Origin of the sequence: Seleniivibrio sp. (assembly GCF_021209385.1) — a bacterium.
In the GTDB taxonomy this organism is placed as follows: domain Bacteria; phylum Chrysiogenota; class Deferribacteres; order Deferribacterales; family Geovibrionaceae; genus Seleniivibrio.
Genome location: NZ_JAJOIL010000016.1, coordinates 19951 through 46732 on the forward strand (window position 1 = coordinate 19951; position 26782 = coordinate 46732).

At 47.1% G+C, this 26782-nt stretch carries 23 protein-coding genes and 1 pseudogene; 12 read left to right on the top strand and 12 right to left on the bottom strand.

What is annotated here, in order from left to right:
* Positions 1 to 58: 58 nt before the first annotated feature.
* From LRY47_RS04555 to LRY47_RS04580, 6 genes are all read right to left on the bottom strand, one after another.
* Positions 59 to 1792 (bottom strand): ABC transporter transmembrane domain-containing protein, encoded by a 1734-nt coding sequence (locus tag LRY47_RS04555; protein WP_295222992.1) that lies wholly within the window; start codon positions 1790 to 1792, stop codon positions 59 to 61.
* A gap of 67 nt (positions 1793 to 1859) precedes the next feature.
* Positions 1860 to 2522 (bottom strand): tetratricopeptide repeat protein, encoded by a 663-nt coding sequence (locus LRY47_RS04560; RefSeq protein ID WP_295222994.1) that lies wholly within the window; start codon positions 2520 to 2522, stop codon positions 1860 to 1862.
* On the bottom strand, positions 2488 to 3138 hold the full coding sequence (locus LRY47_RS04565) for a DNA-3-methyladenine glycosylase (RefSeq protein WP_295222996.1): 651 nt from the start codon (positions 3136 to 3138) through the stop codon (positions 2488 to 2490). The genes LRY47_RS04560 and LRY47_RS04565 overlap by 35 nt, the downstream gene beginning before the upstream one ends.
* The gene (locus LRY47_RS04570; RefSeq protein ID WP_295222998.1) at positions 3135 to 4154 is read right to left on the bottom strand and encodes an ankyrin repeat domain-containing protein; all 1020 of its coding nucleotides are present in this window, start codon (positions 4152 to 4154) and stop codon (positions 3135 to 3137) included. The genes LRY47_RS04565 and LRY47_RS04570 overlap by 4 nt, the downstream gene beginning before the upstream one ends.
* Before the next feature lie 101 nt (positions 4155 to 4255).
* The gene (locus LRY47_RS04575; protein WP_295222999.1) at positions 4256 to 6463 is read right to left on the bottom strand and encodes a molybdopterin-dependent oxidoreductase; all 2208 of its coding nucleotides are present in this window, start codon (positions 6461 to 6463) and stop codon (positions 4256 to 4258) included.
* A gap of 15 nt (positions 6464 to 6478) precedes the next feature.
* A complete protein-coding gene (locus LRY47_RS04580) occupies positions 6479 to 8446 on the bottom strand; it encodes an FAD-dependent oxidoreductase (protein ID WP_295223000.1) in 1968 nt (655 codons plus the stop codon).
* A gap of 289 nt (positions 8447 to 8735) precedes the next feature.
* On the opposite strand from LRY47_RS04580, the gene LRY47_RS04585 reads away from it, so the two are divergent.
* Entirely contained in the window at positions 8736 to 9254 is a 519-nt protein-coding gene (locus LRY47_RS04585; protein ID WP_295223002.1) for a hypothetical protein, read from the top strand.
* Complete coding sequence (locus tag LRY47_RS04590; RefSeq protein WP_295223003.1) at positions 9251 to 10135, top strand: formyltransferase family protein; 885 nt, start codon at positions 9251 to 9253, stop codon at positions 10133 to 10135. Before LRY47_RS04585 ends, LRY47_RS04590 begins: the two co-directional genes overlap by 4 nt.
* Here the strand turns inward: LRY47_RS04590 and larA are convergent.
* The 5 genes and pseudogenes from larA to LRY47_RS14145 all read right to left on the bottom strand — a co-directional run.
* Complete coding sequence (larA, locus tag LRY47_RS04595; protein WP_295223005.1) at positions 10115 to 11407, bottom strand: nickel-dependent lactate racemase; 1293 nt, start codon at positions 11405 to 11407, stop codon at positions 10115 to 10117. The genes LRY47_RS04590 and larA overlap by 21 nt on opposite strands.
* Complete coding sequence (gene moaA, locus LRY47_RS04600) at positions 11367 to 12356, bottom strand: GTP 3',8-cyclase MoaA (protein ID WP_295223007.1); 990 nt, start codon at positions 12354 to 12356, stop codon at positions 11367 to 11369. The genes larA and moaA overlap by 41 nt, the downstream gene beginning before the upstream one ends.
* Positions 12343 to 13110, bottom strand: a complete 768-nt coding sequence (tatC, locus tag LRY47_RS04605) for a twin-arginine translocase subunit TatC (protein ID WP_295223009.1) — start codon at positions 13108 to 13110, stop codon at positions 12343 to 12345. Before tatC ends, moaA begins: the two co-directional genes overlap by 14 nt.
* Positions 13103 to 13429, bottom strand: a complete 327-nt coding sequence (locus tag LRY47_RS04610; RefSeq protein ID WP_295223010.1) for a twin-arginine translocase TatA/TatE family subunit — start codon at positions 13427 to 13429, stop codon at positions 13103 to 13105. Before LRY47_RS04610 ends, tatC begins: the two co-directional genes overlap by 8 nt.
* Positions 13430 to 13566: 137 nt before the next feature.
* Positions 13567 to 13620: pseudogene (locus LRY47_RS14145) on the bottom strand (CRISPR-associated DxTHG motif protein); the annotation flags it as partial.
* Between the two features lie 180 nt (positions 13621 to 13800).
* On the opposite strand from LRY47_RS14145, the gene radC reads away from it, so the two are divergent.
* From radC to LRY47_RS04660, 10 genes are all read left to right on the top strand, one after another.
* Positions 13801 to 14466, top strand: a complete 666-nt coding sequence (radC, locus tag LRY47_RS04615) for a DNA repair protein RadC (RefSeq protein ID WP_295223011.1) — start codon at positions 13801 to 13803, stop codon at positions 14464 to 14466.
* Positions 14463 to 15350: a complex I NDUFA9 subunit family protein gene (locus tag LRY47_RS04620; RefSeq protein WP_295223012.1), complete on the top strand. Its 888-nt coding sequence runs from the start codon at positions 14463 to 14465 to the stop codon at positions 15348 to 15350. The genes radC and LRY47_RS04620 overlap by 4 nt, the downstream gene beginning before the upstream one ends.
* Before the next feature lie 100 nt (positions 15351 to 15450).
* Complete coding sequence (gene ndk, locus LRY47_RS04625; RefSeq protein ID WP_295223014.1) at positions 15451 to 15864, top strand: nucleoside-diphosphate kinase; 414 nt, start codon at positions 15451 to 15453, stop codon at positions 15862 to 15864.
* 69 nt (positions 15865 to 15933) lie between these two features.
* Positions 15934 to 17310, top strand: a complete 1377-nt coding sequence (thrC, locus tag LRY47_RS04630; protein WP_366043266.1) for a threonine synthase — start codon at positions 15934 to 15936, stop codon at positions 17308 to 17310.
* A complete protein-coding gene (queA, locus tag LRY47_RS04635) occupies positions 17300 to 18322 on the top strand; it encodes a tRNA preQ1(34) S-adenosylmethionine ribosyltransferase-isomerase QueA (RefSeq protein ID WP_366043268.1) in 1023 nt (340 codons plus the stop codon). The genes thrC and queA overlap by 11 nt, the downstream gene beginning before the upstream one ends.
* A gap of 235 nt (positions 18323 to 18557) precedes the next feature.
* The gene (gene tgt / locus LRY47_RS04640) at positions 18558 to 19667 is read left to right on the top strand and encodes a tRNA guanosine(34) transglycosylase Tgt (RefSeq protein ID WP_295223019.1); all 1110 of its coding nucleotides are present in this window, start codon (positions 18558 to 18560) and stop codon (positions 19665 to 19667) included.
* Positions 19668 to 19988 (top strand): preprotein translocase subunit YajC, encoded by a 321-nt coding sequence (yajC, locus tag LRY47_RS04645; protein ID WP_295223020.1) that lies wholly within the window; start codon positions 19668 to 19670, stop codon positions 19986 to 19988.
* Between the two features lie 2 nt (positions 19989 to 19990).
* Positions 19991 to 21535: a protein translocase subunit SecD gene (gene secD / locus LRY47_RS04650; protein ID WP_295223022.1), complete on the top strand. Its 1545-nt coding sequence runs from the start codon at positions 19991 to 19993 to the stop codon at positions 21533 to 21535.
* Positions 21536 to 21551: 16 nt separating this feature from the next.
* Positions 21552 to 22445 (top strand): protein translocase subunit SecF, encoded by an 894-nt coding sequence (secF, locus tag LRY47_RS04655; RefSeq protein WP_295223024.1) that lies wholly within the window; start codon positions 21552 to 21554, stop codon positions 22443 to 22445.
* 90 nt (positions 22446 to 22535) lie between these two features.
* Positions 22536 to 24749, top strand: coding sequence for an ATP-binding protein (locus tag LRY47_RS04660; RefSeq protein WP_295223026.1), 2214 nt, complete (start codon positions 22536 to 22538; stop codon positions 24747 to 24749).
* Here LRY47_RS04660 and LRY47_RS04665 read toward each other — a convergent pair.
* The gene (locus LRY47_RS04665; RefSeq protein ID WP_295223028.1) at positions 24715 to 26712 is read right to left on the bottom strand and encodes a PAS domain-containing sensor histidine kinase; all 1998 of its coding nucleotides are present in this window, start codon (positions 26710 to 26712) and stop codon (positions 24715 to 24717) included. The two genes, LRY47_RS04660 and LRY47_RS04665, sit on opposite strands and share 35 nt — an antisense overlap.
* Between the last annotated feature and the right edge of the window lie 70 nt (positions 26713 to 26782).

Consider the following 26782-nt stretch of genomic DNA (forward strand, 5'->3'; position numbering starts at 1 on the left):
CAAAATCCTGCAAAAGTATTATGAACGCTACCACCGCCCCGCACTTTTGTCAAAGTGATTAATCCCCGACGCTCCCGAACTGAAGACGGCAAAGATTTGAATAAATATCACTGCTTTTAAGGAGTTCATTGTGTTTTCCGGTCGCCATCACACGTCCGTTGTCAAGAACGACTATCATGTCCGCGTTAACTATAGTTGAAAGCCTGTGAGCGATCACAAAGCTTGTTCTTCCCTTCATAAGGTTTGTAAGAGCCTGCTGAACGATGCGTTCGGATTCAGTGTCCAGAGCGCTTGTCGCCTCGTCGAGTATCAGTATAGGCGGGTTCATCAGAAGCGCCCGCGCTATAGTGAGCCTCTGTTTCTGACCGCCGGAAAGCCTGTCGCCACGCTCGCCTATGACAGTGTCGAAACCGTCGGTAAGTTCGTTTATGAACCCTGTTGCATATGCGCTGTCAGCCGCGGAACGTATCTTGTCCATATCCGCTTCCTCAACTCCGTACGCTATGTTATTTTTCACAGTCTCGTTGAACAGAAAAGGTTCCTGCGAAACTATGCCTATGTTGCGGCGCAGAGAGTTCAGGCTGAACTCGCGAATGTCAGTTCCGCCTATGGTTATGTGACCGCCAGTAACGTCGTAAAATCTGGGTATCAGCGCCGCTATGGTACTTTTACCCGCACCGCTGGCACCCACCAGCGCCACCGTCATTCCCGGCTCAACAGTGAGGTTCATGCCGTTAAGGACAATATCCTCACCTGTCTGATATTTGAAGAAGACGTTATCAAAACGTATCTCTTTGCCCTCAGCGTTGCACTCAAGGGTTCCGTCGTTGTCGAGCATCTCGTTCTGTTCGTCCAGAAGCTCAAATATTCTGTCGGCTGACGCAAACGCCGTCTGCACGGTGGTGTTGTCACCGATTATCTTTTTAAAAGGCTCGAACATAAGCCCGAACGCCGTTACGAACGAGAAGAAAGTACCAGGCGTAGTGTTGCCCTTTATAACCTCAAAACCGCCGTAAAATATGATCCCCGCCACAGCGAACCCTGCGATGGTCTCCATCATGGGTGAGCTGAAAGCCGTAACGGCAAGTTTTTTCAGTTTATAATGCACTTCCTGATTGTTCAGGCGTATGAATTTGTTTATTTCGCGGTCTTCGGAAGCGAAAGCCTTAACGACCTTAACGCCTGTAAAGCTCTCCTGAAGAGCTGATGAAACAACCCCCACCTGCTCCTGTTCTTTGCGGCTGTATCTTTTTATCATCTTGCCGGATTTTTTGATGAGGAAAAGCATTATAGGCAGAGCGATGAATATAGTTGAACCGAGTTTAAAATCCTGATAAAGCACAACGCCGATAAGGAAAAATACGGAAAGCGAGTCGCGGAATATTTTCACAGCGGATGGAATTGCGTTCTGCATGTTGTTCGCATCACTGATGATGCGCGCCATCATGGTTCCCGTCTCGTTGGTGTCATAGTAGCGCATGGGCAGGTATATCATTTTCGCATAAAGCTCTTCACGCAGTTTTTTGACCGCCATCTGAGCGGCGTACTGCATCTGATGCACCTGAATGAAACGCGCTCCGCACCGGAACGAATACATCACAACAATAATGATTGGGATAAGCCGAAGCATATCCTCTTTTTTCGCGATGAAGATGTCATCCAGAACGTGTTTGACAATGTATGCAGTCGCGCCGTCGGTCGCCGAAACAAAGGCGGACGCTATGAGCGCGAAGATTATTTTTTTTCTGTTTGGTTTGAAATATTGGTATATACGTTTAAATCTGCTATTCATTAGATTATTGTTACAGAAGTGCTTAAATATTTTCAACCGATTTTAATAAAATCACAAAAAAACCGTTTCACCGATACTGCTTCGCCGCCTCTTTGAACCACCGCAGAGCCTCTTTATTGTCCCGTTTGGTGCCGCGTCCGGCGCTGAGCATGCACCCGAGATTATACATAGCCTCGCCGTGTCCCTGCTCCGCCGCCTTTGTGTACCAGTAGACCGCGTCCTCATCGCTCTGTATTGTTCCTCTGCCGCCTGCGAAAAGCAGTCCGAGCTTGTTCTGTGCCGCAGCAAATCCCTGTTCTGCGGCTTTTTCAAAATAATCAAAAGCTTTCTCTGGATCCTTTTTGCCTGTATGCCCTCGCAGGTAATAAAGCCCGGCTTTATACTGCGCCTCTGCAAGCCCCTTCTGCGCCGCCGCCTCAAACATTTCAAGCGCGCCGTCAGCCCGCTGTTCCATGTATATCCCATGCCTCATGTAGTTGCCGAGAATAAGCATAGCATGGGGAGAACCGAGCTTCGCACTGAGAAAATACAGATTTATCGCCGCACGCACGTTCTTCTGTACCCCCTGCCCATTTTCATACATGGTTGCAAGTGTCAAACATGCCGCAGGATTCATCGCGTGCCTGCGAAGCACTTTCGCCGCCTTGCGAAACTGCCCTGCGGAATAAAGCTCACCTGCATATTCTATTGTAGGGTTAAAGAAATTTCTGATTCTGCGAAATAATCTCATTGTATCCGTACACACCGTAACAGCCCTTTTTAGGTTTTGCGGTGCATCTGTCCTGATATTTTTCATCTATGAAGCGGAACGGAAGATGCTCGTCCCTGCCCTGCGGAATCCCAAGACGCACGGTCTGAACTATGCGCTCCGGTCTGTATCCGTCGTCGGTCACACGGATATCGGTTTCATCTATCTGTTTTCCGTCATAATCCTTAACATCCATGCCGAGTGACCTGCAAACAAGCGTCTGACCGGAAGCAAGCCTGTTAACATCTCTCGGTCTGCCGTCGGGCATGGGGTTGTTTCTCTTCATGCGTTCCAGCGGTTCGCCCAAGCAATCCGTCACCGCCGATTTTATAAGCACCGCGTTGCCCTCTCCGTGCGCTGAAAAATTAAGCGAAGGTTTTCCGCGTGCGTAATACATGTATATCGTGCCGCCGTCCATGAACAATGCTTTGCGTTTTTCCGTGAATCCCAGTGAAGCATGACTGCCCCTGTCCGTTATAAAATAGCACTCAGTCTCCGCAATGCGAAGGCGCATACCGTCTCTGGTTATAATCTTGCCCAGAAGCTCAATGGCTACGAGCATAGCGTTGCGGTTAAAAAAGGCGGAGGAAAGATTCATTGCAGGTTGCTTCTGAACTGCGTCGGCTGCTGGTTCTGCTGTTGAGGCACAGGCTGCGCCTGCATCGGCTGTGTCTGCGCGGGAGCGGCAGGTGTCGTCGGGACAGGCTGGTTGAGCAACGGCTGTGCTGGTGTCTGCGTATCGACAGGAGCCTCCGGCATGGGTTCGCCCACGACGGTGCCGTCCTCTGCCTGCTGACCTGAAAGTATCTCCGCTATGTCCTCATGACCGAAGCGGAAGGCGTAGTCCTGTGCCGTCTGCCCTACGTTGTCGCGGGCGGTCTTGTCAGCGCCGAGGCTGAGTAGGGAAAGCACTATTTTTGTATATCCGTTGGCAGAAGCCTCTATAAGAGCCGTGCGACCAAGCTTGTCTTTAACGTTTACGTTGGCGTTATTGTGCAGAAGGAGTTCCGCAAGGTCTTCATGCCCGTAATGGGCGGCTATCATGAGCGGTGTTTGTCCTTCATTATTCGGCTTGTTTGGATTCGCTCCCCTTTCAAGGAGCAGTTTCGCAAGGTTCAGCCGTTCCTGTCTGGATGCGTGTGCTGTAGGTGTCATGCCGTTTACATCGGGAATGTTAGGATTTGCTCCGCCGATGAGAAGGGTTTTGACAGCCTGTTCCTTGCCCATGTATACGGCAAGATTCAGTGCCGTGAACCCAAGCAGATCCTGTTTATTAATACCGGAGCTGTCTGAGTTCATAAGCTCCATAAGTTTTTTTTCATCACCCTTCATAACAGCCTGCATCATGGGTGTGCGGCTTTCGGAATAGGTGGGGATATCAACTGACGGCGGTTCATCCATGCCGCCCTGCTCCTGTGCTGAAAGATCCTCCTGCCCCTGTTGAGCAGTTTCCTCATCCTTCAGCCCTTTTTTCTTTTCAGGATCCCAGTCCGGATATATCGCTTTGATTATTTTATTAGTAACGATGGGTCTGTCGAGGGTAGAATCTATTATCAGAAGAACTATGATAACAGCAAGAAGAACAGCAGAAATACTCAATACCTTTTTGTTCATCAGTACCCCGTTCTCAGAGTATAATCATTAAACGGCATAGTGGCAATAAAAAACAAAAGCCGGCACAAAGCCGGCTTTTTCGTATTGATTTCAGAGAATTATCAGAATTCTTTTGTTACGCAGAGAACACCTTTTGCGATATCGGCACATTCGGCACAAGTGACCTTTTCAGCCACAACCGGAAAGTGGAATTCCCTGTGTTCTTCCGTAGCGGGAAGGTATGACTTAGCAGTCATAATATTCGTATGATATCTGGGGTTAATTGGCATGATACACTCTTTCTCTGCGGGTTTCGCATAGGCGTATGCCGTCTTTTCCCATCTGTTTGTCTTAACTTTTGCGATGTGTCCGTCAACTTCGCCCATTTCCATATCCTGAGCGCCGAATATGGGAGCCACTTCGCTTTTAAATGTTTCGTAAGCACATGAATTGACGTCGGAGCCGATTATCTCGCCGAGATAAGCCGCAGTCTGAACGTGTGTCTTCTGTGTGCCTTTCGCCATCACAACACGGTTGACAGGAACAAGTCTGCCGTCCAGAGTTGTAAAGGTTCCCACTGTTTCAAGGCTGTCTTTAACGCCGAGAACGACCTGAGCATTCTTGGCAGAACCGTCTTTGAACAGGTCAACTGCAACGAAAGTTCCGGCTTTACTGAACGCCGCCTCAAGGCTTTTTGCATGAGGACAGCTCTTAACGCCGTTGAATCCGGCGCTGATGAGCAGTTTTATCTTTCCTGCATTAAGGTCTGATTCAAGCTGTTTCGCAGTGTATCCGCCCATGAAACCTGCAACGATGGCGCCCATATAGTTCACCTGATCGTTCAGCACTATCACGGATTTCAGTTTATCCTGACCTATGAAGTCGCAGAAGGCAAGTACCGCTTCTGCTGGAGAGCCTGACTGCATATATTCGTTACCGACTATCACAGTTACCTTTTTCGCTTTCGCAAGGTGAGCGGGGATATATCTTTCTGGATCGTTTTCAACCTCTATAACCTTAGGGTTTGAAGAGGGCTTCGGAGCGGGTGCGTCCTGTTTCACAATTTCCAGAGCGCCTGCGAAGTCACCGTATTCAGCCATGAATGATTTTGCAACGAACGAATCGTATTCATATTTTCTTGTGCCGACAGTGTAGAGCAGAGCATCGTTCTTTATGACCGCGTTCATCACTTTATGCTTAACGCCGACACATTCCCTGCGGAGGTCAGCGCCGATAACAAATATCATGTCGCTGTCCGCAACGTCGTCAAGAGTGCCGATGTTCTCCATAGTGCCGAATTTTTCAGCATATTTTTTGTAGAAATCACCGTAGTAAAGGTCAGTTTCAGACACATAATTTGAAGAACCGATAGAAGTCATAAGTTTTTTATATGCCGCGTATGCTTCATTTGTGAGCGATGCGGATGCGATGAGAGCAACCTCCGAGCCTTTCAGTCCGGCTATCTTGCCTTTCAGAAGAGCAGTTACTTCATCCCAGTTAGTGTCTGTGCCGTTGATGGCGGGATTAAGCGCGCGTGAATCGGCATCCAGATATTTATAGGCGAATCTGTCGGACGACGATATCTGTCCGCTGCCAACAGCTGTGGCACGCATTATCTGTCCGTTCATAGTGCCGTATTCAACCTGTTCGCCGCACGGAGAGAAAACGGAGGATGTAACAGTGTTTTCCAGATCCCATACTCTTGCGGCATGGTGGAACTGGGCATCCAGAAGAGCGCCCACGGGGCATCTGTCGATGCAGGTTCCGCAGAAATCGCATTTCAGAGTATCGCCCCTTGAAGGAGTGACGTGATTAAAAAATCCTCTGTCCTCCATCTTAAGAGCGGAGCATCCTGTCATTTCGTGACAGGATTTTATACATTTTTCGCACAGAACGCAGAGGTTCTGGTTATAGACTATCTTGTTCCATTTAACCACCGGGTCTTTCGGCTTGTCAGAAGTGACTATTTCTTCCATCATACCAAATTCGTACGCAGTATTCTGGAGTTCGCACTCGCCCGCCTTATCGCATACGGGGCAGTCCAGAGGGTGCTTAATGAGTATGAAGTCGAGCATCTGTTTTCTGTTCGCCCACACCCTTTCGTTTTCTGTGTCAATCTTCATTCCGTCCATTGCGTATGTAACGCAGGCAGCCTGAAGTCTGTCGGCTCCTTCAACCTCAACAAGACAAAGTCTGCAAGCGCCCGTGGGGGTGATATCTTTCAGGTAGCACAGCGTAGGGATCTTTATCCCGTTTCTGTTTGCCACGTCGAGAATGGACTCACCCTCGCTGAAAGAATAGGGTTTGTTATTTATGATAATTTCAGCCATTTTGTCCGCTCCGCCTTATTTCGTTCCCAGACCGACCATTGCCATCCGCACACAGCGGAGGCATCTGGTAGCCTCGTCATAAGCCTGCTGAAGTGTGAAGGATCTCTCCACCTCTTCATAGTTGTTGCGTCTGTCTTCGCCCGACATTTTTGCCTGATGGGTTCTGTGGATTGTTGGTGTCTCAAGTTCACAGACCTTTTCCGCCTTGTCGAACACCTTGTTCTTATAGAGAGAAACCTCAAGTGTTTCCTGCTCCGTAAGATAGGGTGCGCCCGATTCAAGGAAACGGTCTATCATTATTGCAGACCAGCGGGCAGCGCCGATAGCCTTAACAACAGTCATGGGACCCCATTCGCAGTCGCCTGCGGAGAATACTTTCGGGTCGGTGGTATCATAAAGGTCGTCTCTGACCTTGAATGTGTTCCATTTTGTAACAGCTATGCCATCCTTTTCCGTAAGGAAGGACAGATCAGAGAACTGACCGATAGCGGGGATGATCACGTCGCAGGGGAGTATTTTTTCAGAACCTGCTTTCGGTTCGGGTTTGCGTCTGCCGGATTCGTCAGGTTCACCCAGAACCATCTCAACAACCTCAACGCCTACAACTTTTCCGTTCTCAGCTATTATTCTGGTGGGGTTCCAGAGGAAATGGAAGTTAACGCCCTCTTCCATAGCGTCGTCAATTTCCCATGGTTCTGCAGGCATTTCCGCGCGGGAACGTCTGTATACGAGGTTGACGTCTGTGGAACCTTCGCGCATTGCAACGCGAACGCAGTCGATCGCAGTGTTACCGCCGCCCACAACAACGACCTTTTTACCTTTAACGCCCGTATCCTTGCCCTCTGCCTGTTCACGGAGGAAACCGATACCGCTTGCAAAAACTCCGTCGTATCCCTCTTTTTCACCTTCGATGCCCATGTCTCTCGATTTCCATGCACCTATGGTGACAAGAACTGCGTCGTAGTTCTTTTTCATATATTCAATTGTGATGTCGTCTTTTTCGTCGCCCAGTTTCTTGCCGTATTCAATCTCAACGCCAAGTGACTGGATTATGTCCACTTCGCGGCGCAGAAGATGGCGGGGCTGTCTGTAATCAGGGATGCCCAGAGCCACCATACCGCCTGGTTCCTGCATCCATTCGTATATTTTTACCGAATAACCCATAAGAGCGAGGTAGTACGCGGCTGTGAGCCCTGCGGGACCCGCACCCACGATACCGACTTTTTTACCTTTGTCGGCAGCTTTTTCTGGCAGTTTCGGAGTTTTATTGTTGTAATATTCAAAATCCCATGGTGCGCGTTTGAGAACCATGATGCTGACGGGAGTGTCGTCAACAAGTCCTCTGCGGCAGTTCGCCTCGCAGGGGTGGGGGCAGACGCGTCCGCATACGCCCGGAAGGGGCATTGTCTCGCGGATTGTCGCCAGCGCTTCCATATATCTGTGATCTTTTATCTGTTCAATGAACTCAGGAATCTGTACATTCGCGGGACAGCCTGCCGTACAGGGCGCCGTCACCTTGCGGTAAAATTCCATTCCGTCCTTATTAACCTGTTTTGTTATCTGGTCTTTAAAGTGTGTCAGGAAAAGTCTAACGGGGATGGTGGATGTGGGAGCAACTGTACATTTCGCAGAATTGAATATTGACTCCGCCATCTCCACCGTTTTTTCGATGTCGGAGTTTTCGCAGGCGCCCGCTCTCATCTTCATAAGCTGTTCAGCGAGAAGACGCGTACCGACCCTGCCGGGAAAGCAGCGTCCGCAGCAACCGTGACCGCTTATTTCAAGCATATAGTTGGCAAGAGCCGCAAGAATATCTGCACTTTCGTCAAAAACAAGGAAGCCGTCCCAGTCGATAAAAACCTTGAGCGGTTTGTCCCTGTACTCGTCAGGCGTTTTGAACGGGGATTCCGTCCACTCCGACCTGTCTTTTCCTCTGTTGTCTATTTTGGTATCCTTATAGTACCCGTAGCAAACTTGTGCCATTACACACTCCACGGAAATTTATCTTTATGCACTGACATGCACTAATACGCCAATGGTATACTGTATACAATTTCGTATAACACAATTATAAATCCATGTCTATAATTTTGTTAGATTTTGCGGGTGTAAAAACTGTCGGCGCGCAATCCTTTAACAAGCCTAAATTACGCTGATTTAAGCCTTATCCGCAGTTAAACAAAGATGAACTTATGCTCTGGTGGAAACTGCCTGATTTTTTTGATATCATTAAAACGGTTGCAATGTTCTATAATTTTCGGGGTTTAATATCATGAAAAATACGATTTTTTTCCTGACATTTCTTTTCGCATTTAACGCTTTCGCCTTAGGAACACTGGATATAAACGTAATACACGAACGCTCGTCATTTGAGATAAAAGAGACAATATGCGGATGGTCGCCAGATCCGGAAAAGGGTTTTATGCCCGACGGAAACGGATGCTTCTATACTGCATATGAAATGAAAGCTCCGCTGAAAGGATTCAGCATAGTCCCCAGAACAGGCGACGTGCCTCAGGCTGCCAGGGCGGCATACTACATTCAGTTCCTTGGACCTGATCTTCCTGCGCAGGAAAACCTGCATGCAGAGGTGACCTCAGGCGGAAAACCGGTTCGTTCAATAGATTCCGTCTATCATGACAACACCTTGCAAGGCATAGCAGCTCTGGAAACGGGCGAAGCTTTAAGGCTTTACAGTGATGCTGAACCGTCTTATATGTACATATATGTTATCACCGTCATCATCATTATATTGGGTATGACATTCATAGTGAGGCGTAAAGACAAATGAACATAACCCTGTTCACAGCCAATGTCACAGGCGTATTACTTCTGGAAGACCTGAAATCCGAAGGGATTTTCCCGCGCGTTGTAACCTATGCCAGAGGTTTCCAGCGCACTGGACTTGCCTGCGATTTTGAAAGGTTTGAAAAAGATTTTATAGTGACCTACCTCAGCTCAAATAACTATTCTGAATCGGCAGACATATTGGGGGACATCGGACTTCCGGTCTGTATAGATTTCACCAAGGATTTCTTTGAGGGTGCAGAGTTCCCCGTCATATATGCTCATCCCTCACAACTCCCTCTGTACAGGGGTTACAGCGCTGTTACAGAGCAGTTCGAGCGTGGAGTGGCGGTGAGCGGAGCCTCTTTTTATCTTCGGGGAGAAAAGATCGACGGCGGGGATGTGATTTATAAAACACCGTTACGAATAGGCTTCGAGGACTATCCTGATGACTTCCTTGCCAAATATGCCATAGCCTGCGCTGAGTTTATAAAAGCCCTTTATGTAAAGGGGCTTGACGGTTTCACGTCAGTTCAGCAGGACGATGCGGCGGCATTTTATCTTCAAAGAAAGCGCACACGGGACGCACTCATAGACTTCAACAGGGATTCTTTCAGCCTTTACAACCACATACGCGCATACAGCCATCCGTATTTCGGAGCATATTTTCTGTCAGGCGGGCAACGGTATGTAATCTGGCGGGCAAAACCTGAAAAATGGCAGGGTGATTACGGAGACGTAGGCACTGTTCTTAACATATCCGACGACGGCATAGAAATAGCCTGCGGCAGCGGCACCATACTTCTCACCGATATTGAGGGCTTCAAACCCGAAGATTTTCCTTTCGCGGCGGGTACAAATATTCTATTTAACGAACAAATCTGACGGAAAAGGCACAAAGCCGATTCTGTCGGCACTTGCGGCGAGATGTGGTACACCTGAAAGGTCGGCAAGTTTCAGAAAGCCCATGCGTTCGCAGTCTTTTTCTGAAAAATCCGAATAGAGGTACACTTCAAACCTCTCCAGATTACTTTTCAGGTTAAAAGCCGTCTGGCGGTTTATTTTATAGTCATCCATCAGCCCTTTAAGCATATCCGAACTGAGTTTGACATCAAAAAAATCTTCAAAAAATTTATTGCCGTATCCGTCGGGACACTGCGCAAAGAATACTATTCTGCCGCCCTCTTGCACCAGAGGCAATACTCTGTCCAGATATTTCTGGGACTGTATCATATTTATATCTTTAGGATATCCGCCTGCACTGACAAACAGTAGATCGAATTTTTCTTCAGCTTCGTAAAGACAGTAGGAATCCAGCCTGTTGCACGCCTCAATATGGGACATAAAAAGGTCGCCGCACACCATGTCGGCAATCTCCCCCTCTTCCGTCAGAATGGTATTGATGGCATAGAAGTTATGACCGGAACGGGCTATCATCACCGCTTCCACAAGGTCGTCGTGGACAGGATTATTCCTAAGATTACCTGTGACCGCGTTGATGTGGCGCTTCTTTTCAACAGGGTCGATGGCAAGTTTATGGTTTGCCGTTATCGCCTTATGTCCGCCGAGTCCCGGAAAGATGAGCTTGCGTCCGCCGCCGTAGCCGGCGAAATAATGATAGCTCACTGAACCGATGGTTATGATGGTGTCGTGAAGTCTGTATGCCTTGTTCAGAAGAACGGTGGTCTTGCGTTTTGTTATGCCGTAAAAGTCCATATCGGCATAGTTCTCGCTGTCGTGGCGAAGGATGTTCCCTGAGTATTTTTCATATATTTCAGGTGTCATTATCTTTTTGAGTTCAGCTTCGGTGGGCTGTCTGTGTGTACCGACAGCTATGATGAAATTCAGCTCTTTGCCCTTCTCCTGCGCATAGGCTGTAAGTTCGGGTAGAATTTTTTCCGCGCCGGATTTTCTGGTGGCATCGGGAAGGACAACGAGTATCTTTTCTGCATCTTCTATGGTTTCGTACAGGTTCGGAGACATAACGCCGTCAGCGGACAGAACATCTTTTATCTGTCCGTCGGTCATGGCGGTCATGCGTTTTTCGGCTTTTATTATCTCCGCCGTTTTCGGCAGAGCTATGTCAACGGCAGAGTTTCCGCAGGCGAGCCTGAAGTTATCCGCCGATCTTGGACATTGTGCGTTTGAATCCCTCATCCCTGTGCTCCGACATCAGATGGTGCTCTTTCTCTTTAAGGCGCAGTCCGTTGATTATCTCTTTGCGCACAGCCTCTCTGTCTCCGCTTCTGATGGCGGGCATAAGGTCTATTTCCGCATCGGAAAGCAGGCAGGGGCGGAGTTTTCCGTCCGCTGTAATGCGCAGTTTATCGCAGTCGGCGCAGAAGTGGTTTGAGATGGGCGTTATGATGCCTATTCTGGCACCGTTCGACAGTTTATAGTTCACTGCCGGACCCGAGAGCTTCTCTTTCTGAATCTGTTCGTATTTGTATTTCGTGCCGATGATGTCCAGAATCTCTTTTCCGGTGATGGGTCCCGTATCTTTCCATTCCTCAAAATTGCCCACAGGCATGAATTCGATAAAACGGACGTTGATATCGTTCTCAACAGCGAATTCGCAGAAATCCAGTATCTCATCGTGGTTGAAATTCTTTATGGCAACCGTATTGGTTTTGACGCCAAGCCCGATACTTTTGGCATATTTAATGCCGTCCAGTATCTGCGCCATTCCGAACCCGCCTGTTATGGAGGCATATCTGTCCTCGCGCAGCGAATCGAGACTGACGTTTATGCGTTTGATACCCGCTGCCTTAATATCGTCAGCATGACGTTTCAGCAGCGAACCGTTTGTGGTGATGGTCACCTCTTCTATACCTTCGAGCTTTCCGACCTTTGCCAGAAAAACGTCGACACCGCGGCGCACAAGCGGTTCCCCGCCGGTGACGCGCACTTTGCGGACTCCAAGCTCGACAAACACCTCCACAGCGAGCATCATCTCTTCATAAGAGAGGATGTTCGGATGCGGGATGAAGTTAAAATCGTGTATCGGCATACAGTATTTGCATCTGAAATTGCATCTGTCTGTGATGGATATCCTGAGATATCTTATCTCTCTGCCGAATTTATCAACTATATTAGGCGTAGACATCTTCCTCTTTTATCTCGCGTTTGCGTCCGAAAACTTTTGCAACAAAGACGCTCACTTCATACAATATCATCATAGGGCAAGCCATCATCATTTGCGAAAATACATCGGGTGGTGTAAGTATAGCCGCGATGATGAATATCCCAAGATAGGAATATTTTCTGTATTTGTTCATCATTCTTGATGTCAGAAATCCCATCTTTGCCAGAAAGAAGGTGAAAACCGGCATTTCAAAAACAAATCCGAACGCCATTATCATCTTCGTGAAAAAGCCGAGGTATTCCTGCAGCGAAAGGGTAGCCGTTACGCTCCCCTGCGCATAACCGAGGAAAAACTTAAAACCGAACGGAAACGCACCGTAATAAGCAAATGCCGCACCGCCGATGAAAAGCAAAGTGGCGGATATTACGAACGAAACTATATATTTCTTTTCCTGAGCGTAAAGTCCGGGAGCAATGAATTTCCAGAGTTCATAAAATATTGCGGGCATACTGAAAAAGACCGCAACAACAGCGCAAAGCTTAAGCTCTACGAAGAATCCTTCTGTTATCTTTATCATAGAAAGGCTGGCATGTGGGGGCAGAGCCGCAATTACCGGAGCTGTCACAAAATCCATAAATATCTTGCTGTTGCTGTATACAGCGCAAAAAACTATTATTACGATTATAAATATTCGGATGAGCCTTTTTCTGAGCTCCTCCAGGTGTTCCATAAGGGGCTGTTTCGCTTCAACGCCCGTATCTTTCTCGTTAGGCATCCTGTTTCTTCTCCTCCGCCTTTGCAGGCTCCTCTTTCGCAGGTTCCGCCTTCACCGGTTCAGCATCAACATCAGCGGGTTCATCCTTAACTGTGTCTTTGTAGTGTTCTTCATATACTTTCTGAGCGGGAGAGGGTTTGGGTTTTTCAACTTCGTCGATACCGACGTTAACTGCATCTTTGAATTCATTCATGTATTTTCTGAATTCTCCATATGCCTTTCCAAGTCCCTTCGCTATTTCGGGCAGCTTTTTGGGCCCGACAACCACCAATGCAATGGCAAGAATCAAAACTATTTCACCGAATCCTAGTCCGAACATATCCTCACCTCCCACATGATAATATTAAATTGACGGCAAAAAGCAAGAAAGGTTTTCAATTACCACCTCAAAAATGACTTCCTGTCATTTTTGAGCAACGCAAAACACGGGTAAAACCCGTGCTTTGCTCACACTACTTAAATTTTTGTCATAAATTGCCAAAAATTCACTCCGTGAGACACATCCATGTGTCTTTATTACCACCTCAAAAATGACTTCCTACAATTTTGAGCAACGCAAAACACGGGTAAAATCCGTGCTTTGCTCACACTACTTAAATTTTTGTCATAAATTGCCAAAAATTCACTCCGTAAGACACAACCCCCTGTCTTTCGTTTACACTTTTAACCAGTTTATGATATATTTACCTTATGAAAGAACACTACACCGGACATAGGCAAAGGCTCAAACAGAGGTTTTCAAAAGAGCCGGAATCTCTGTATGACTATGAAGTTATAGAACTTCTGCTCGGATACGTTATTCGCGGCAGAGATGTTAAACCGCAGGCGAAGGCTCTTATAGAGAAAGCAGGCGGTATAAGCGGGGTCGCAGGATATTCAATGGCAGACGTCGAAGGATTGGGGGACGAGGCGAAATTTTTCTTCTCCGTGCTGAAAGAACTCTATTCCCGCATAAGCTACGAAGAGATAGAGATTGAAACAGTCACCATCGACAATCCTGAAAAAGCGGCATCCTTCCTCCGTTTCCGCATAGGATACGAACAGAAGGAACAGTTTTTCGCGCTGTTCATGGATGTGAATAAAAAGCTCCTCGGCTACAAAACCTTTTTCAAAGGGACGGTGGACAGACTTTCCGTTTACCCGCGCGAGATAGCAGAAGAAGCGCTTAAAAGAAAAGCAAGCTTTGTTATCGTGGCGCATAACCATCCGGCGGGCAGTCTGAACCCTTCGGAAGAGGACATAACCCTCACGGATAAACTTATAAAGGCGCTCGGCGCACTTGATATAGCAATGGCTGACCACATAATTGTCAGCAAGACAGGTTTCTTCAGTTTCAAAAAGGAGCATGTCATATGAAGAAAGTACTCATAACAGGAGCCACAGGCTTCGTCGGCAACGCGGTCATAGAATCGCTGAACAGACACGGATACGTCCCCTATGCACTTGTTCGCAGAGGCAGTGAAAAAAAACTGAAATATCCCGCAGTGGAACTTTATGGAGACGTACTCGACCATGTCAGCCTCACAAAAGCTATGCAAGGCATGGACGCCGTCATCCATCTCGTTGGGATAATCCGCGAATTTCCGCGGAAATGGATAACCTTTGAAAACATGCACACCCGCGCCTCTGAAAACGTTGCGTCCGCGGCAGCAGAGTGCGGAGTCAAACGCTTCATACACATGTCCGCCAACGGCACCAGAGAAAATGCCGTGAGCATGTACCACATAACCAAATGCCGCGGGGAAAACGCCGTAATGACCAAAGGGCTGGACTATACCATCTTCCGTCCGTCGCTCATATACGGTCCGCAGGACACTTTCATAAACATGCTGGCTGACTATATGAAAAAGACACCTGTTTTCAGCTATTTCGGCGACGGTTCATACCCCATGCAGCCCATATACGTTCAGGACGTGGCGGACTGCTTCGTTAAAGCTATCGAAACGCCTGAGACCATAGGGCAGACTTATAGCCTTTGCGGATCTGACGTCGTGACATATAAGGGACTTTTGAAGATGATAAGCCGCGTACTGGGCAAAAACCACCTTCTGCTCCCCGTGCCGGAGGTATTCATTAAAGCGGCAATAGGGATGCTCGGAAAAACCGACTGGTTCCCCATAACAAAGGATCAGTTCATCATGCTGACTGAGGGCAACGTCTGTTCAGACGACAGCGTATTCAAAATTCTCGGCGTGGAAAGACACAGACTGGAAGAAACAGTCAGGGGCTATCTTAAATAATATTGCATTTATGTAACCGTCCGGAAAAAAATTGCATATCTTTATAACTTATGATAGAGCATACATGCACAAATAAAACAACTAACCAAGAGGATTAATGATGGAAAGAACATTCGCGATCATCAAACCCGACGCAACTGCAAAAGGCAACGCAGGCGCTATCATCAGCAGAATTGAAAAAGAGGGCTTCAAAATAGTAGGTCTGAAAAAAATGCACATGACAAAAGCTGAAGCTGAAGGCTTCTACGCTGTTCACGCTGCACGTCCCTTCTTCAACGACCTTACAAACTTTATGTGCAGCGCCCCCTGCATAGTAATGGTTCTTGAAAAAGACAACGCGATCAAAGGCTGGCGTGACCTTATGGGTGCAACTAACCCCAAAGACGCAGCAGAAGGCACACTGAGAAAAGAGTTCGGCGAAAGCATCGACAACAACGCAACTCACGGTTCCGACGCTCCCGAAACAGCTGCACAGGAGATAGCTTACTTCTTCTCTCAGCTTGAACTTGTTTAATTTTTTCAAAACGAAATAATCTGAAAAGGGGGCTTTATGCCCCCTGTTTTTTCACCGGAAGAGGCAAAGATGAAATATATCAGCACAAGAGGAAAAACTGAACCGGTCGGTTTCAAAGATGCCGTCATGATGGGACTTGCGGAGGACGGAGGACTACTTCTCCCCGAAAAGATTCCCGCACTTACCAAAGACGAACTGAAAGCTATGTCAAAAATGACATACCCTGAGCTTGCGTTCGCAGTACTCAGCAAATTTGCGGACGACATCCCTGCAAACGACCTTAAAGAGCTGATAAACAAGAGCTACGCTTCTTTCGATACACCGGAAGTGGCACCCGTTATAAAGAAAGGTGAACTGTTCGTTCAGGAACTTTTCCACGGTCCCACCTTCGCGTTCAAAGACGTTGCGCTCCAGCTTCTCGGCAATCTGTTTGAATATATTCTGAAAGAACGCGGAGAAAAGCTGAACATTATCGGCGCAACCAGCGGCGACACAGGCTCAGCTGCAATCTACGGCGTGCGCGGAAAGGATAATATCAATATATTCATCCTCCACCCCGAAGGCAGGGTCAGCCGTGTTCAGAAAATGCAAATGACCTCCGTCACCGATAAAAACGTTTTCAACGTCGCCATAAACGGCACGTTCGACGACTGTCAGGACATAGTGAAAGCTATCTTCGCAGACGTTGAATTCAAAAAACAGAACAAGCTCGGCGCGGTGAACTCAATAAACTGGGCAAGGGTTCTGGCACAGGTTGTCTACTACTTTTACGGATATTTCCGCGCGCAGGAACAGGGAGCTGAAAAGATACGCTTCGTTGTCCCCACTGGCAACTTCGGCAACATTTTTGCCGGATACTTTGCCATGCGCATGGGTCTGAACATCGACAAGCTGATACTCGCCACCAACGCAAACAACATCCTGTCACGCTTTATAAACGACGGCGACTACAGCACAAAAGAAGTTGTCATCACACACAGCCCCAGCATGGACATTCAGATAGCGTCCAACTTTGAGCGTTACCTCTATTTCCTTTACGGAGAAAATCCGGCAAAGGTTGTGGAGAAAATGGCTGAACTGAAAACTACAGGAAAAATCACCTTCACCGACAAAGAAATAAAAGACACTCAGAAACTGTTCGGCACTTTCAGCGCGTCAAACATCCTGACCGAAACTGTAATTCAGTATTTCTACAATACGTTCAAATATATCCTCGACCCACACACAGCATGCGGAGTGGGCGCGGCGCTGGAATTCCACGATGCGGACTATATCTGCCTTTCAACTGCGCATCCGGCAAAATTTCCGGAAGTTGCGGAAAAAGCGGCAGGCGTAAAACCCGCTGTTCCGTCGGGAATATCCCAGCTTGAGGATCTGCCGAAGAAATGTATTCTGATGGACAACGACATAGATAAGGTTAAGAAATATCTTGCGGATAATATCTAATAAGACACCGATAAGCGATTACGATTTCAACCTGCCGGAAGAGCTCATCGCTCAGAATCCTGCCGAGACCCGCGGTAAATCGAGACTGATGAACATCAGCCGTGCGAACGGAACAATATCAGACCGCGTGTTCACTGATATCACTGATATGATAGACGACAACTGCTTTCTGGTGGTGAACTCCACACGCGTCATGAAGGCACGCCTTTATGCTAAAAAGCCCACAGGCGGACTGGTTGAGCTTCTGGTTCTGGAAAAACTGGATAATGAACACTGTATGTGCCTGACCAAAGGCAACGTTAAACAGGGAACAGAACTGAATTTTCCAAATGCTTCCGCTGTCATAGAAGAGATGCGGGAGGACGGAACACGTCTTGTGCGTTTCAGCGCCGACCCGTCGGAAATAATGCACAGATTCGGGCATATCCCCCTTCCTCCTTATATCCACAGAGAGGACACCGAAACCGACGCGAACAGATACCAGACGGTCTATTCTGCGGACGAGGCGTCCGTTGCCGCACCCACTGCCGGGTTGCATTTTACCGATGAGATACTCGACAAACTGAGAGAGAAAGGGGTTAAGATACTTGAGCTGACCCTTAATATAGGAATCGGGACTTTCAGACCCGTTAAAGCGGACTATCTGGAAGACCACGACATGCACTGGGAGAAATACTATATTTCGCCGGAAACGGCAAAAGAGATAAACCATCTGCGGGCAAACGGAAAACAGCTTGTAGCTGTGGGAACCACAGCGGTTCGGGCGCTGGAATCAGCATACGATGAGGGCAACATAAAGGCTGGCTACGGAGAGACGAATCTTTTCATCAAGCCCGGCTATAAGTTTAAGGTCATCGACCGCATGATAACCAATTTCCACCTGCCGAAATCAACTCTACTGGTGCTGGTGAGCATGTTTGCAGGATACGGACTGACAATGAACGCATACAAACACGCCGTTAAAAAGAAATATAAATTTTTCAGCTACGGCGATGCGATGTATATAGAATAAGGTTTCAGGATGAAACCCGCTTGCGAAAGCAAGACAAGGCTTTGCTTTGGCTTGCGTTGGCAAAATTTTCCCAAGGATGGGCAAAATTTTGTAGTTATTGACGCGATGTATATAGAGTAATTGGATCTTCTCTCCCCCTTAGAAAAAGGGGGATTAAGGGGGATTTACATTAAGTAGAATGAAATCCACCCCAGCCCTCCTTTATCAAAGGAGGGAGAAAATATAAAGGATACAGATGTTTTCATTTAAACTGGAAGAAACAGACCAAAGAGCCAGAACAGGAACCATAACGACGCCCCACGGCATAATCGAGACACCGATATTCATGCCCGTCGGCACGGTAGGTTCCGTAAAAACCATCAGCCCGCAGGAGCTTGACGACATGGGCGCTCAGATAATTCTGGGCAACACATATCACCTGCATCTGCGCCCAGGCGATGAGGTGGTGGCAAAATTCGGCGGACTAGCAAAGTTCAACTCATGGCATAAACCCACACTGACTGACAGCGGCGGATTTCAGGTTTTCAGCCTTGCAGAGATGAATAAGATAACCGACGAAGGAGTGCATTTCCGCAGTCACCTCGACGGCAGCAGGCTTTTTCTGAATCCCGAACGTTCAATTGAAATTCAGCAGAACATCGGTGCGGACATCATGATGGCTTTCGACGAATGTGTTTCCCTCCCCGCAGAAAGGGAATATGTGCGCAAATCTGTTGAAAGAACCTACCGCTGGGCGATACGCAGCCGCGCCGCAAAGACCAACGACCATCAGGCGCTCTTCGGCATCATTCAGGGCGGAACGGATAAGGAAATGCGCAGAATCAGCGCGGAACAGATAACTTCGATAGACTTTAACGGGTTCGCCATAGGCGGGCTTTCAGTGGGCGAGGAGATACCCCTCATGTATGAGACGACCTCATACACCACCGAATACATGCCGAAAGACAAGCCCAGATACCTTATGGGCGTCGGCACTCCGCAGGATCTTCTGCACGGCATAAAATACGGGGTTGATATGTTCGACTGCGTAATGCCCACCAGAAACGCAAGAAACGCCCTGCTCTTCACATCGGCGGGCAAGGTGCATATAAAGAACAAGCAGTGGGAGCTTTCCGACGAGCCTGTGGATGCGGAATGTTCATGCTACACCTGCCGCAATTTCAGCCGCGGATACCTTCGCCATCTTTACAAGGCAGGCGAGTATCTTGGGCTTCGGCTTAACAGTATTCATAACCTGCATTTCTATCTTTCACTTGTAAAACGTGCCAGAAATGCTATAAAGTTAGGGGTTTATGATAATTTTATGAAAGAAACGCTCGAAAAAATGAGCCAAGGAGGACTATAAATGTTCAATAGTATCGCATATGCAGCAGACGGAGCCACCGCACAGGGCAGCCCTTTCGCGCCTCTTCTTATGATGGTCGTGATATTCGGTATATTCTACTTCCTGCTTATCAGACCTCAGCAGAAAAAACAGAAAGAGCATTTGAACATGCTGAACGCCATCAAAGCCGGCGATGAACTCATCACCGGAGGCGGTATCTATTGCAAAGTAACTAAAGTTCTCGACAACAATACTTTTCTGGTTGAGATTGCAGACGGTGTCACCGTTAAGCTCACCAAAAACGGCATCGCACAGAAAGTCACCGAACAGGAGAAAAAATAAACATGAACCTGAAAGTCCGCTGGGCAGTAATTTTAATTGTTCTCGCCTGGTCGCTCTATTCAATGTTTCCGCTTAAGGACAAGATCAATCTCGGTCTCGACCTTCAGGGCGGTATGCACGTTGTACTCGGTGTCGACACAGACAAAGCTGTCGAAGGAAAAATCGACAACACCGTTGTACAGCTCAGAAAAGAGCTTGCAGCCGAAAAAATAAACTTTAATTATGTACAGAAAGCCAGCGGGGGAAAGATAAACATCTCACTTAAAACCCCCGAAGACTTTAACAAGGCAAAAGACGTCATAGCCAAGAACTATAACACTCTTCAGGACGTCAGCATCTCCGAAGAGAACACACTCTCCTTTATCCTTGACCCAAAAGCGGTCAAAGATATCAAGGAATCAGCTATCGACCAATCCCTTGAGGTTGTCCGAAACAGGGTTGACCAGTTCGGTGTTGCCGAACCCATCATCCAGAGACAGGGAACCAATCAGGTGGTCGTACAGCTCCCCGGTATCACAGACCCAGAGCGCGCAATCAACCTTATCGGTAAAACTGCGCAGCTCACTTTCCACATGGTTGACGATACCGTCTCCGAAGCGGAAGCAACAAGCGGCAACATACCGTTTGACGATATTATCCTCTACCAGAAACACACAGACAAAGCCTCAGGCGCTGTCAGCAAGATACCTTTTGTTCTGAAACGGGACGTGGTTCTCACAGGGGACTATCTTACAGACGCACAGGTGAGCTTCTCAAACACATATAACCAGCCCATAGTTGAGTTCAAGCTTGATGCGGCAGGAAGCAAACTCTTTGAAGAACTTACCGGAGAGAACATAGGAAAACGCATGGCGATAGTTCTTGACGACAACGTGTACAGCGCGCCCGTCATCAAGTCAAAAATCCCCGGCGGTTCCGCATATATCGACGGTATGTCAAACATGCAGGAAGCGAAAGACCTCGCGATAGTTCTTCGCGCCGGCTCTCTGCCCGCTCCTGTTAAGATCGAAGAGAACAGAACCGTCGGTCCCTCACTCGGTCAGGACTCCATCAACGCAGGCGTTAAGGCATCAGCCATCGGCTTCGTTCTCATCGTTGTGTTTATGGGCGTCTACTACAGATGGTCAGGCTGGGTTGCGAACCTCGCACTGTTCACAAACTTTGTGATCATCCTCGGAGTCATGGCGCAGTTCGGCGCAACGCTCACCCTTCCCGGTATAGCAGGTATCATCCTCACCGTGGGTATGGCTGTTGACGCGAACGTGCTTATCTTCGAGCGTGTGCGTGAAGAGCTGAGGCTGGGCAGAACCCCGCTGAACGCTCTGGAATACGGTTACGAAAAAGCGTTTTCAACAATTATGGATGCGAACATCACAACGATCATCGCTGCGGTTGTTCTGTTCCAGTTCGGCACAGGTCCCATCAAGGGCTTCGCCATAACGCTTTCAATCGGTATCGTGGCATCCCTTTTCACGGCTATCTTCGTTACTAAGGCGGTCTTCTGGACTTTCCTCGGCAAAAAAGATGTCAAATCACTGAGCATATAGCCGGAGGGAGCAAGACATGTTTCAATTGATAAAACAAGGAACAAAAATAGATTTCATGGGCAAAGCGTATTATTTCTTTGCCTTTTCCGGACTGCTCATTGCCATCAGCATTGCGCTCATGGTGACAAAGGGATTCAACTACGGAATCGACTTTGCGGGCGGTTCAATCATTCAGGTCAAGTTTGAAAAAGCACCCGATCTGAACTCTATCCGATCTGTTGTGGATGAACTGAAACTCGGTGAAACCATAATCCAGAACTTCGGAACCGACGAAGAGGTTCTTATCCGCGTTGTAAAAAACGACAAAGACCTTAAAAACGTATCCGATTCCATTCAGCTGGGACTGAAAGAGAAGATGAAAGACAACAAGTTCGAGGTTGAAAGGGTTGAACAGGTTGGTCCGCAGGTCGGTAAGGAACTGAAAAAGATGGCTATTTACGCCGTTCTTTACTCTCTGATAGGTATCCTTATCTATGTTGCTTTCAGATTCCAGATAATATTCTCTGTGGCGGCGGTTGTTGCGCTGTTCCACGACGTTATAATCACCATGGGCTTTTTCAGCCTTATGGGAAAAGAGATATCCATCTCTGTGGTTGCGGCGATTCTTACTCTTGTGGGTTACTCGCTTAACGACACAATCGTCGTTTTTGACCGTATAAGGGAAACGATGCACGAGGACAAAGAGGGCAAAATATCTCTGAGGGATCTTATGAACCTCAGCATAAACGAAACACTCAGCCGTACGATAATTACATCTTTCCTGACACTGCTTACAGTTATAGCGCTGTATTTCTTCGGCGGAGAGGTGATAAACGGCTTCGCGTTCACACTGCTCATCGGTATCATAATAGGTACCTACTCTTCAATAGCGGTCGCAAGCGCACTGGTTTATACAGTCAAAAAGAAATAACTCCTTCAGCGGCGTGCCTGTCTAAAACACGCCGCTCTCTTTTTTATCAACTTTCGTTTGAATGTCAACTTCCGCGGGTTATACTTCACTATGGAATATAACCAAGGGATTAAACACAAAATATTCATTTATGTCAGTATAGTTCTTATAACTGTATGTGTACTTTTTGCGGTTTCAAACATAACGGTACGCTACATCGAATACACTTCCGCCATGCGTCAGGAAGGCTATTTAGTGGAGAACAATCAAAGATTTCTTACATCGCAGCTTTCGCGGGTGCTTAAATCAAACCTGAGCAGAATTATTTATGATTCATCTCTCGTAGAAGCTGTGGTAAGCAGAAACATACCGCTTCTAATGGGCAGAATGTCCATGCACACAAATGCACTTGATTTTGAATACCCGGACGATGTATTTGTCTTCCGTATCGTGGCAAAAGACGGCAGGCTCCTTTTCTCAAGTGACCGCAGAACGGATCACTGTCCTAAACCGATCTCTGACGCCGCATTGAACGAGCTTTCAGGGAAAGCCGCAGGCAATGCTTACGAACTATGTACCAATAAGATACTCCAGTTTTCCGCTCTGCCTATTTACAATAGCGGCGAGCTGGTAGGTGTGGTCGAGCTTGGCACTTCGCTCGAATTTTACGGAAGAGCAATGGAACAATCCACAGGCTACAGCATGGCTGTGCTTGCCAACACAGATACAAATCTCTTGGAGGGCATGCCCAGATACGGCAGATACGCTCTCATGCAGAACACTGACCAGACCATGTTCAGAAGGCTGCTCAATTCTGTACAGAACTATGACAAACTGCCGGATATGGTTAACATCGGGAACATGCATTACCGAATTTCAGACGACATGCGTTTCTACTCTGCGGAAGGCAGGGAAGCTGGACGCTTTATATACGCCAAAGACGTCACATCCGACGTTTCTGCAATGCTTTCGTATACTCTCAGCGTTGTATTTATGACCATGGTTTTCTGTATCATATCCCTTATGCTTATCCGTGTCGGTTTCAACAGAACAGTAGGGACACTTGAAAAGGCACATGAACTCACAATCAACAAACTCCTTGTAAGTGAAGAGAAGCATAAGGAATACATAGATAACTCACCCATGTCCATTTTCACGACGAATGATTCAAAAATCTTTACGGATGCAAATAAGCGATTTCTTGATATGACCGGCACGTCAAAGAACGAACTGGTTGTAAAAAGCCTTTACGATTTTGTAACGGATAACAGACGCAACGACATAAATAAGTTCTATTCAAAAGCTTTCCATGAAGGCAGCAACTCCGGCGTTTTATACGTCGTCAACAGGACAGGAAAAGAGATCGCCATGATGGCAAAGGCTGTAAAAATGAGCGAAAGATCGCTTCTGTTCAACTGTCTCGACATAACTCACTCAATCGAAATGGAAAACAAACTAAAAGAACTCAACTTTGAACTTGAAACAATGAACAGAAACCTTGAAAAACGTATTGAAGAGGAGGTTGAAAAGAACCGTCGGCAGTCGCATATTCTGGCGGAACAGAAAAAGCTGGCGGATATGGGTCTGATGGTCAGCGCAATCGCCCACCAGTGGCGGCAGCCTCTGAATGCACTGGGCATAATGCTGCAATCAATACCGGATGCATTAAATATTGATGAAACTTCCCCGGAATATACCGATTATGAAAAGACCGCCATGCTGCTTGTAAAAAAGATGTCGGATACAATAGATAACTTCAGATTGTTTTTTGAAACAGGCGAAAGAAAAGAAAAATTCAATGTTGTGGATGAACTGCAAAACACTCACGCGCTGCTTTCAGTACACATAGCCTCAAAGAACATAAAGACAAAATTCATGTGCAGAAGAGAACCGGACATACATTTTTCACCCTGCCTGTCTTGCGGAAGATGCAACGAAATAACGCTTTACGGCCAGCCGGGGGAATTCCGTCAGATGCTGATGAATATACTGAACAACAGTTACGAAGCGATAATCGAACGTATGAGCAGGCAACCGGAGCTGGAGGGCAGTATAGCAATCAACATAGTATGTTCTGATGAAAGGGTAACCATAAGCGTGGAAGACAACGGAACAGGCGTTTCGCCTGAGATACTCGACAGGATATTTGAACCCTATTTCTCAACAAAGAACGACGCTAAGTTTTCCGGTATCGGTCTCTATATGGTCAAGGTTCTCACTGAACAGAACCTCGGCGGCAAGGTAGCGGCATTCAACAATCACCTTGGCGGACTCACCGTTGTGATGGATTTCAGGCTGAGTGGGAAACCGGATCAGGTTTCCTGACAGGCAGAACAATGCAGAACACAACTCCGTTTTCAGTATTCTCAAAATACAGCTTCCCGCGCATGTAGTTCTCAATGATATTCTTAGTAAGATACAGCCCGATGCCGGTACCCTTGCCTTCACCCTTTGTCGTGAAATACGGGTTGTATATCCTCTCCGCGACATATTCAGGTATGGTCTTGCCGTTATTGAATATTTTTATTACAATACGATCGCCGTCCAAATCGACGTCAATCGAAATGGTCTTTTCCCTGCCGTTTTCATCGAAATCTTCATCCACTGCGTCAACAGCATTCTGAAGAACATTGATGAAAGCCTGTTTGAACTCGTCCTTATATCCGTCAACCACAACGCTGGTATACTCACACCCCATGTTTTCATAAAATCCCTGACAGTCCATAAAGTTTGAACCGCAGATGCATGAAGCGTTAAACGTTATCCCATGATAAGCGAGTTTAGCTTCGTATATTTTCAGTATCTCACGAACCTCAGACATTACCCTGAAAGCAGAACTGTTGCCCTGCGGTCTGAAAAATTCGCTGAAATTGTCTATAGTTGATGAGAGATTTCCTATGAGATGCATACATGTGCTTTCAAATCCCTTTATGTAGTCATTGTCCAGACCGTCGTCCCTGTATGTCTGGCAGATATCCTGAATATACAGCCCCAGTGCGTTCAAAGGCTGACGCCAGTGGTGTGCCATGGCGCTTATTATGTTGCCAATATCTGCAAGTTTCTTCTGATTAAAAAGTATCTGCTCATATTTTCTGTTCTTTTCAGTCTCTCTGGCAATAGTGGCGTGAAGATTCAGGTTGATATCCTGAAGCTCGCAGGACTGCCTGTGAAGCTCGGTTATGTCGCGGCTTATACCAAACAAACCCACAAGTTCACCATCGGCATCCAAAAAAGGAGTTTTAACTGTTGACATAAGGTGTCTTGAACCGTTTTTAAACTCAACCCATTCGTCATTCAGGCGCGACTGGCGCATTGCAAACATGATCCTGTCGTTTGCTATGAATTCCTCCGCAACCTTTTTGCCGAAAAGGTCGAAATCTGTCTTTCCGATTACAGTGTCCGGTTCTTCACCTACAAAATCCGCAAACGCTTTGTTGCATCCGAGGTAAACTCCATTCATATCTTTATAGAAGATAAGATCGGGAATGATATCGAACAGAGATTTTATAAGTCCCGCCTGCCTTCTTATCTCGTTGTATGCATTTTTGAGGTCGGTTATGTCTCTTCCGAGAACCACCAGACCTTTACGCATAGTCTTCTCATCATCGTAGAAAAGCGGGACTTTTATAGTATCAAAGACCCGCACAGTGCCGTCCGGCATTGTAACAATCTCTTCTTCGCGGTTAATCACCTTCTTCTCCCATGTCGTCTCATCCGAATTGGCACAGGCTTCCAGAGCCTCTTTATATATGGGAAGAGTGTAGTTTGCGAGTTCCTGATCGTTTTTACCGGTAAAATCATCTTTTCTGAGTGAAAAAGCGGTAAGACAGCTTGAATTCGCCTCCAGCCAGCGTCCTTTGCTGTCTTTGAAACAGATAATGTCCGGTGTGGCATTTATAAGAGTTCGGAGCTGTTCCTGTTTCTCTCTGAGAACTGTGACTGCGGATGACAGTTCGCTGTCGTCACGAACTATAAGCGCAAGTTCACCGTCTGAGGATCTCACCGATTCGATGTGAAATCCTTTGTCAAGCTCGGCAACAAAATAGAAAACCGGAATGGTTATCGCATCTTTTACAACGTTTTCAAAATCGTTTTTAAAGAAAAGGCAGCAGAGATCCGCAACGTTACTGCCTATCAGTTTTTCCACAGGACATCCTGTCATAGCTGTAAAAGCTTCGTTTGCATCCAGAATGACAGTTTTTTGGAAATTATCAGCAACAGCGGAACTTAGAAGCACATACCCGAAATCAGCCTTATTAATAATGGATCTAAAAAAATCTTTCTCCATCGGAAAACTCCGAAATGATAATCAAATAAGCTCTCATACTTATTATACACATATAAAAACTTAAACGGCA

What these genes read in the sequence shown, in the direction of transcription:
- LRY47_RS04555 (WP_295222992.1), bottom strand. Translation starts at nt 1,792, where the DNA reads ATGAATAGCAGATTTAAACGTATATACCAATATTTCAAACCAAACAGA.
- LRY47_RS04560 (WP_295222994.1), bottom strand. Translation starts at nt 2,522, where the DNA reads ATGAGATTATTTCGCAGAATCAGAAATTTCTTTAACCCTACAATAGAA.
- LRY47_RS04565 (WP_295222996.1), bottom strand. Translation starts at nt 3,138, where the DNA reads ATGAATCTTTCCTCCGCCTTTTTTAACCGCAACGCTATGCTCGTAGCC.
- LRY47_RS04570 (WP_295222998.1), bottom strand. Translation starts at nt 4,154, where the DNA reads ATGAACAAAAAGGTATTGAGTATTTCTGCTGTTCTTCTTGCTGTTATC.
- LRY47_RS04575 (WP_295222999.1), bottom strand. Translation starts at nt 6,463, where the DNA reads ATGGCTGAAATTATCATAAATAACAAACCCTATTCTTTCAGCGAGGGT.
- LRY47_RS04580 (WP_295223000.1), bottom strand. Translation starts at nt 8,446, where the DNA reads ATGGCACAAGTTTGCTACGGGTACTATAAGGATACCAAAATAGACAAC.
- LRY47_RS04585 (WP_295223002.1), top strand. Translation starts at nt 8,736, where the DNA reads ATGAAAAATACGATTTTTTTCCTGACATTTCTTTTCGCATTTAACGCT.
- LRY47_RS04590 (WP_295223003.1), top strand. Translation starts at nt 9,251, where the DNA reads ATGAACATAACCCTGTTCACAGCCAATGTCACAGGCGTATTACTTCTG.
- larA (WP_295223005.1), bottom strand. Translation starts at nt 11,407, where the DNA reads ATGAGGGATTCAAACGCACAATGTCCAAGATCGGCGGATAACTTCAGG.
- moaA (WP_295223007.1), bottom strand. Translation starts at nt 12,356, where the DNA reads ATGTCTACGCCTAATATAGTTGATAAATTCGGCAGAGAGATAAGATAT.
- tatC (WP_295223009.1), bottom strand. Translation starts at nt 13,110, where the DNA reads ATGCCTAACGAGAAAGATACGGGCGTTGAAGCGAAACAGCCCCTTATG.
- LRY47_RS04610 (WP_295223010.1), bottom strand. Translation starts at nt 13,429, where the DNA reads ATGTTCGGACTAGGATTCGGTGAAATAGTTTTGATTCTTGCCATTGCA.
- radC (WP_295223011.1), top strand. Translation starts at nt 13,801, where the DNA reads ATGAAAGAACACTACACCGGACATAGGCAAAGGCTCAAACAGAGGTTT.
- LRY47_RS04620 (WP_295223012.1), top strand. Translation starts at nt 14,463, where the DNA reads ATGAAGAAAGTACTCATAACAGGAGCCACAGGCTTCGTCGGCAACGCG.
- ndk (WP_295223014.1), top strand. Translation starts at nt 15,451, where the DNA reads ATGGAAAGAACATTCGCGATCATCAAACCCGACGCAACTGCAAAAGGC.
- thrC (WP_366043266.1), top strand. Translation starts at nt 15,934, where the DNA reads ATGAAATATATCAGCACAAGAGGAAAAACTGAACCGGTCGGTTTCAAA.
- tgt (WP_295223019.1), top strand. Translation starts at nt 18,558, where the DNA reads ATGTTTTCATTTAAACTGGAAGAAACAGACCAAAGAGCCAGAACAGGA.
- yajC (WP_295223020.1), top strand. Translation starts at nt 19,668, where the DNA reads ATGTTCAATAGTATCGCATATGCAGCAGACGGAGCCACCGCACAGGGC.
- secD (WP_295223022.1), top strand. Translation starts at nt 19,991, where the DNA reads ATGAACCTGAAAGTCCGCTGGGCAGTAATTTTAATTGTTCTCGCCTGG.
- secF (WP_295223024.1), top strand. Translation starts at nt 21,552, where the DNA reads ATGTTTCAATTGATAAAACAAGGAACAAAAATAGATTTCATGGGCAAA.
- LRY47_RS04660 (WP_295223026.1), top strand. Translation starts at nt 22,536, where the DNA reads ATGGAATATAACCAAGGGATTAAACACAAAATATTCATTTATGTCAGT.
- LRY47_RS04665 (WP_295223028.1), bottom strand. Translation starts at nt 26,712, where the DNA reads ATGGAGAAAGATTTTTTTAGATCCATTATTAATAAGGCTGATTTCGGG.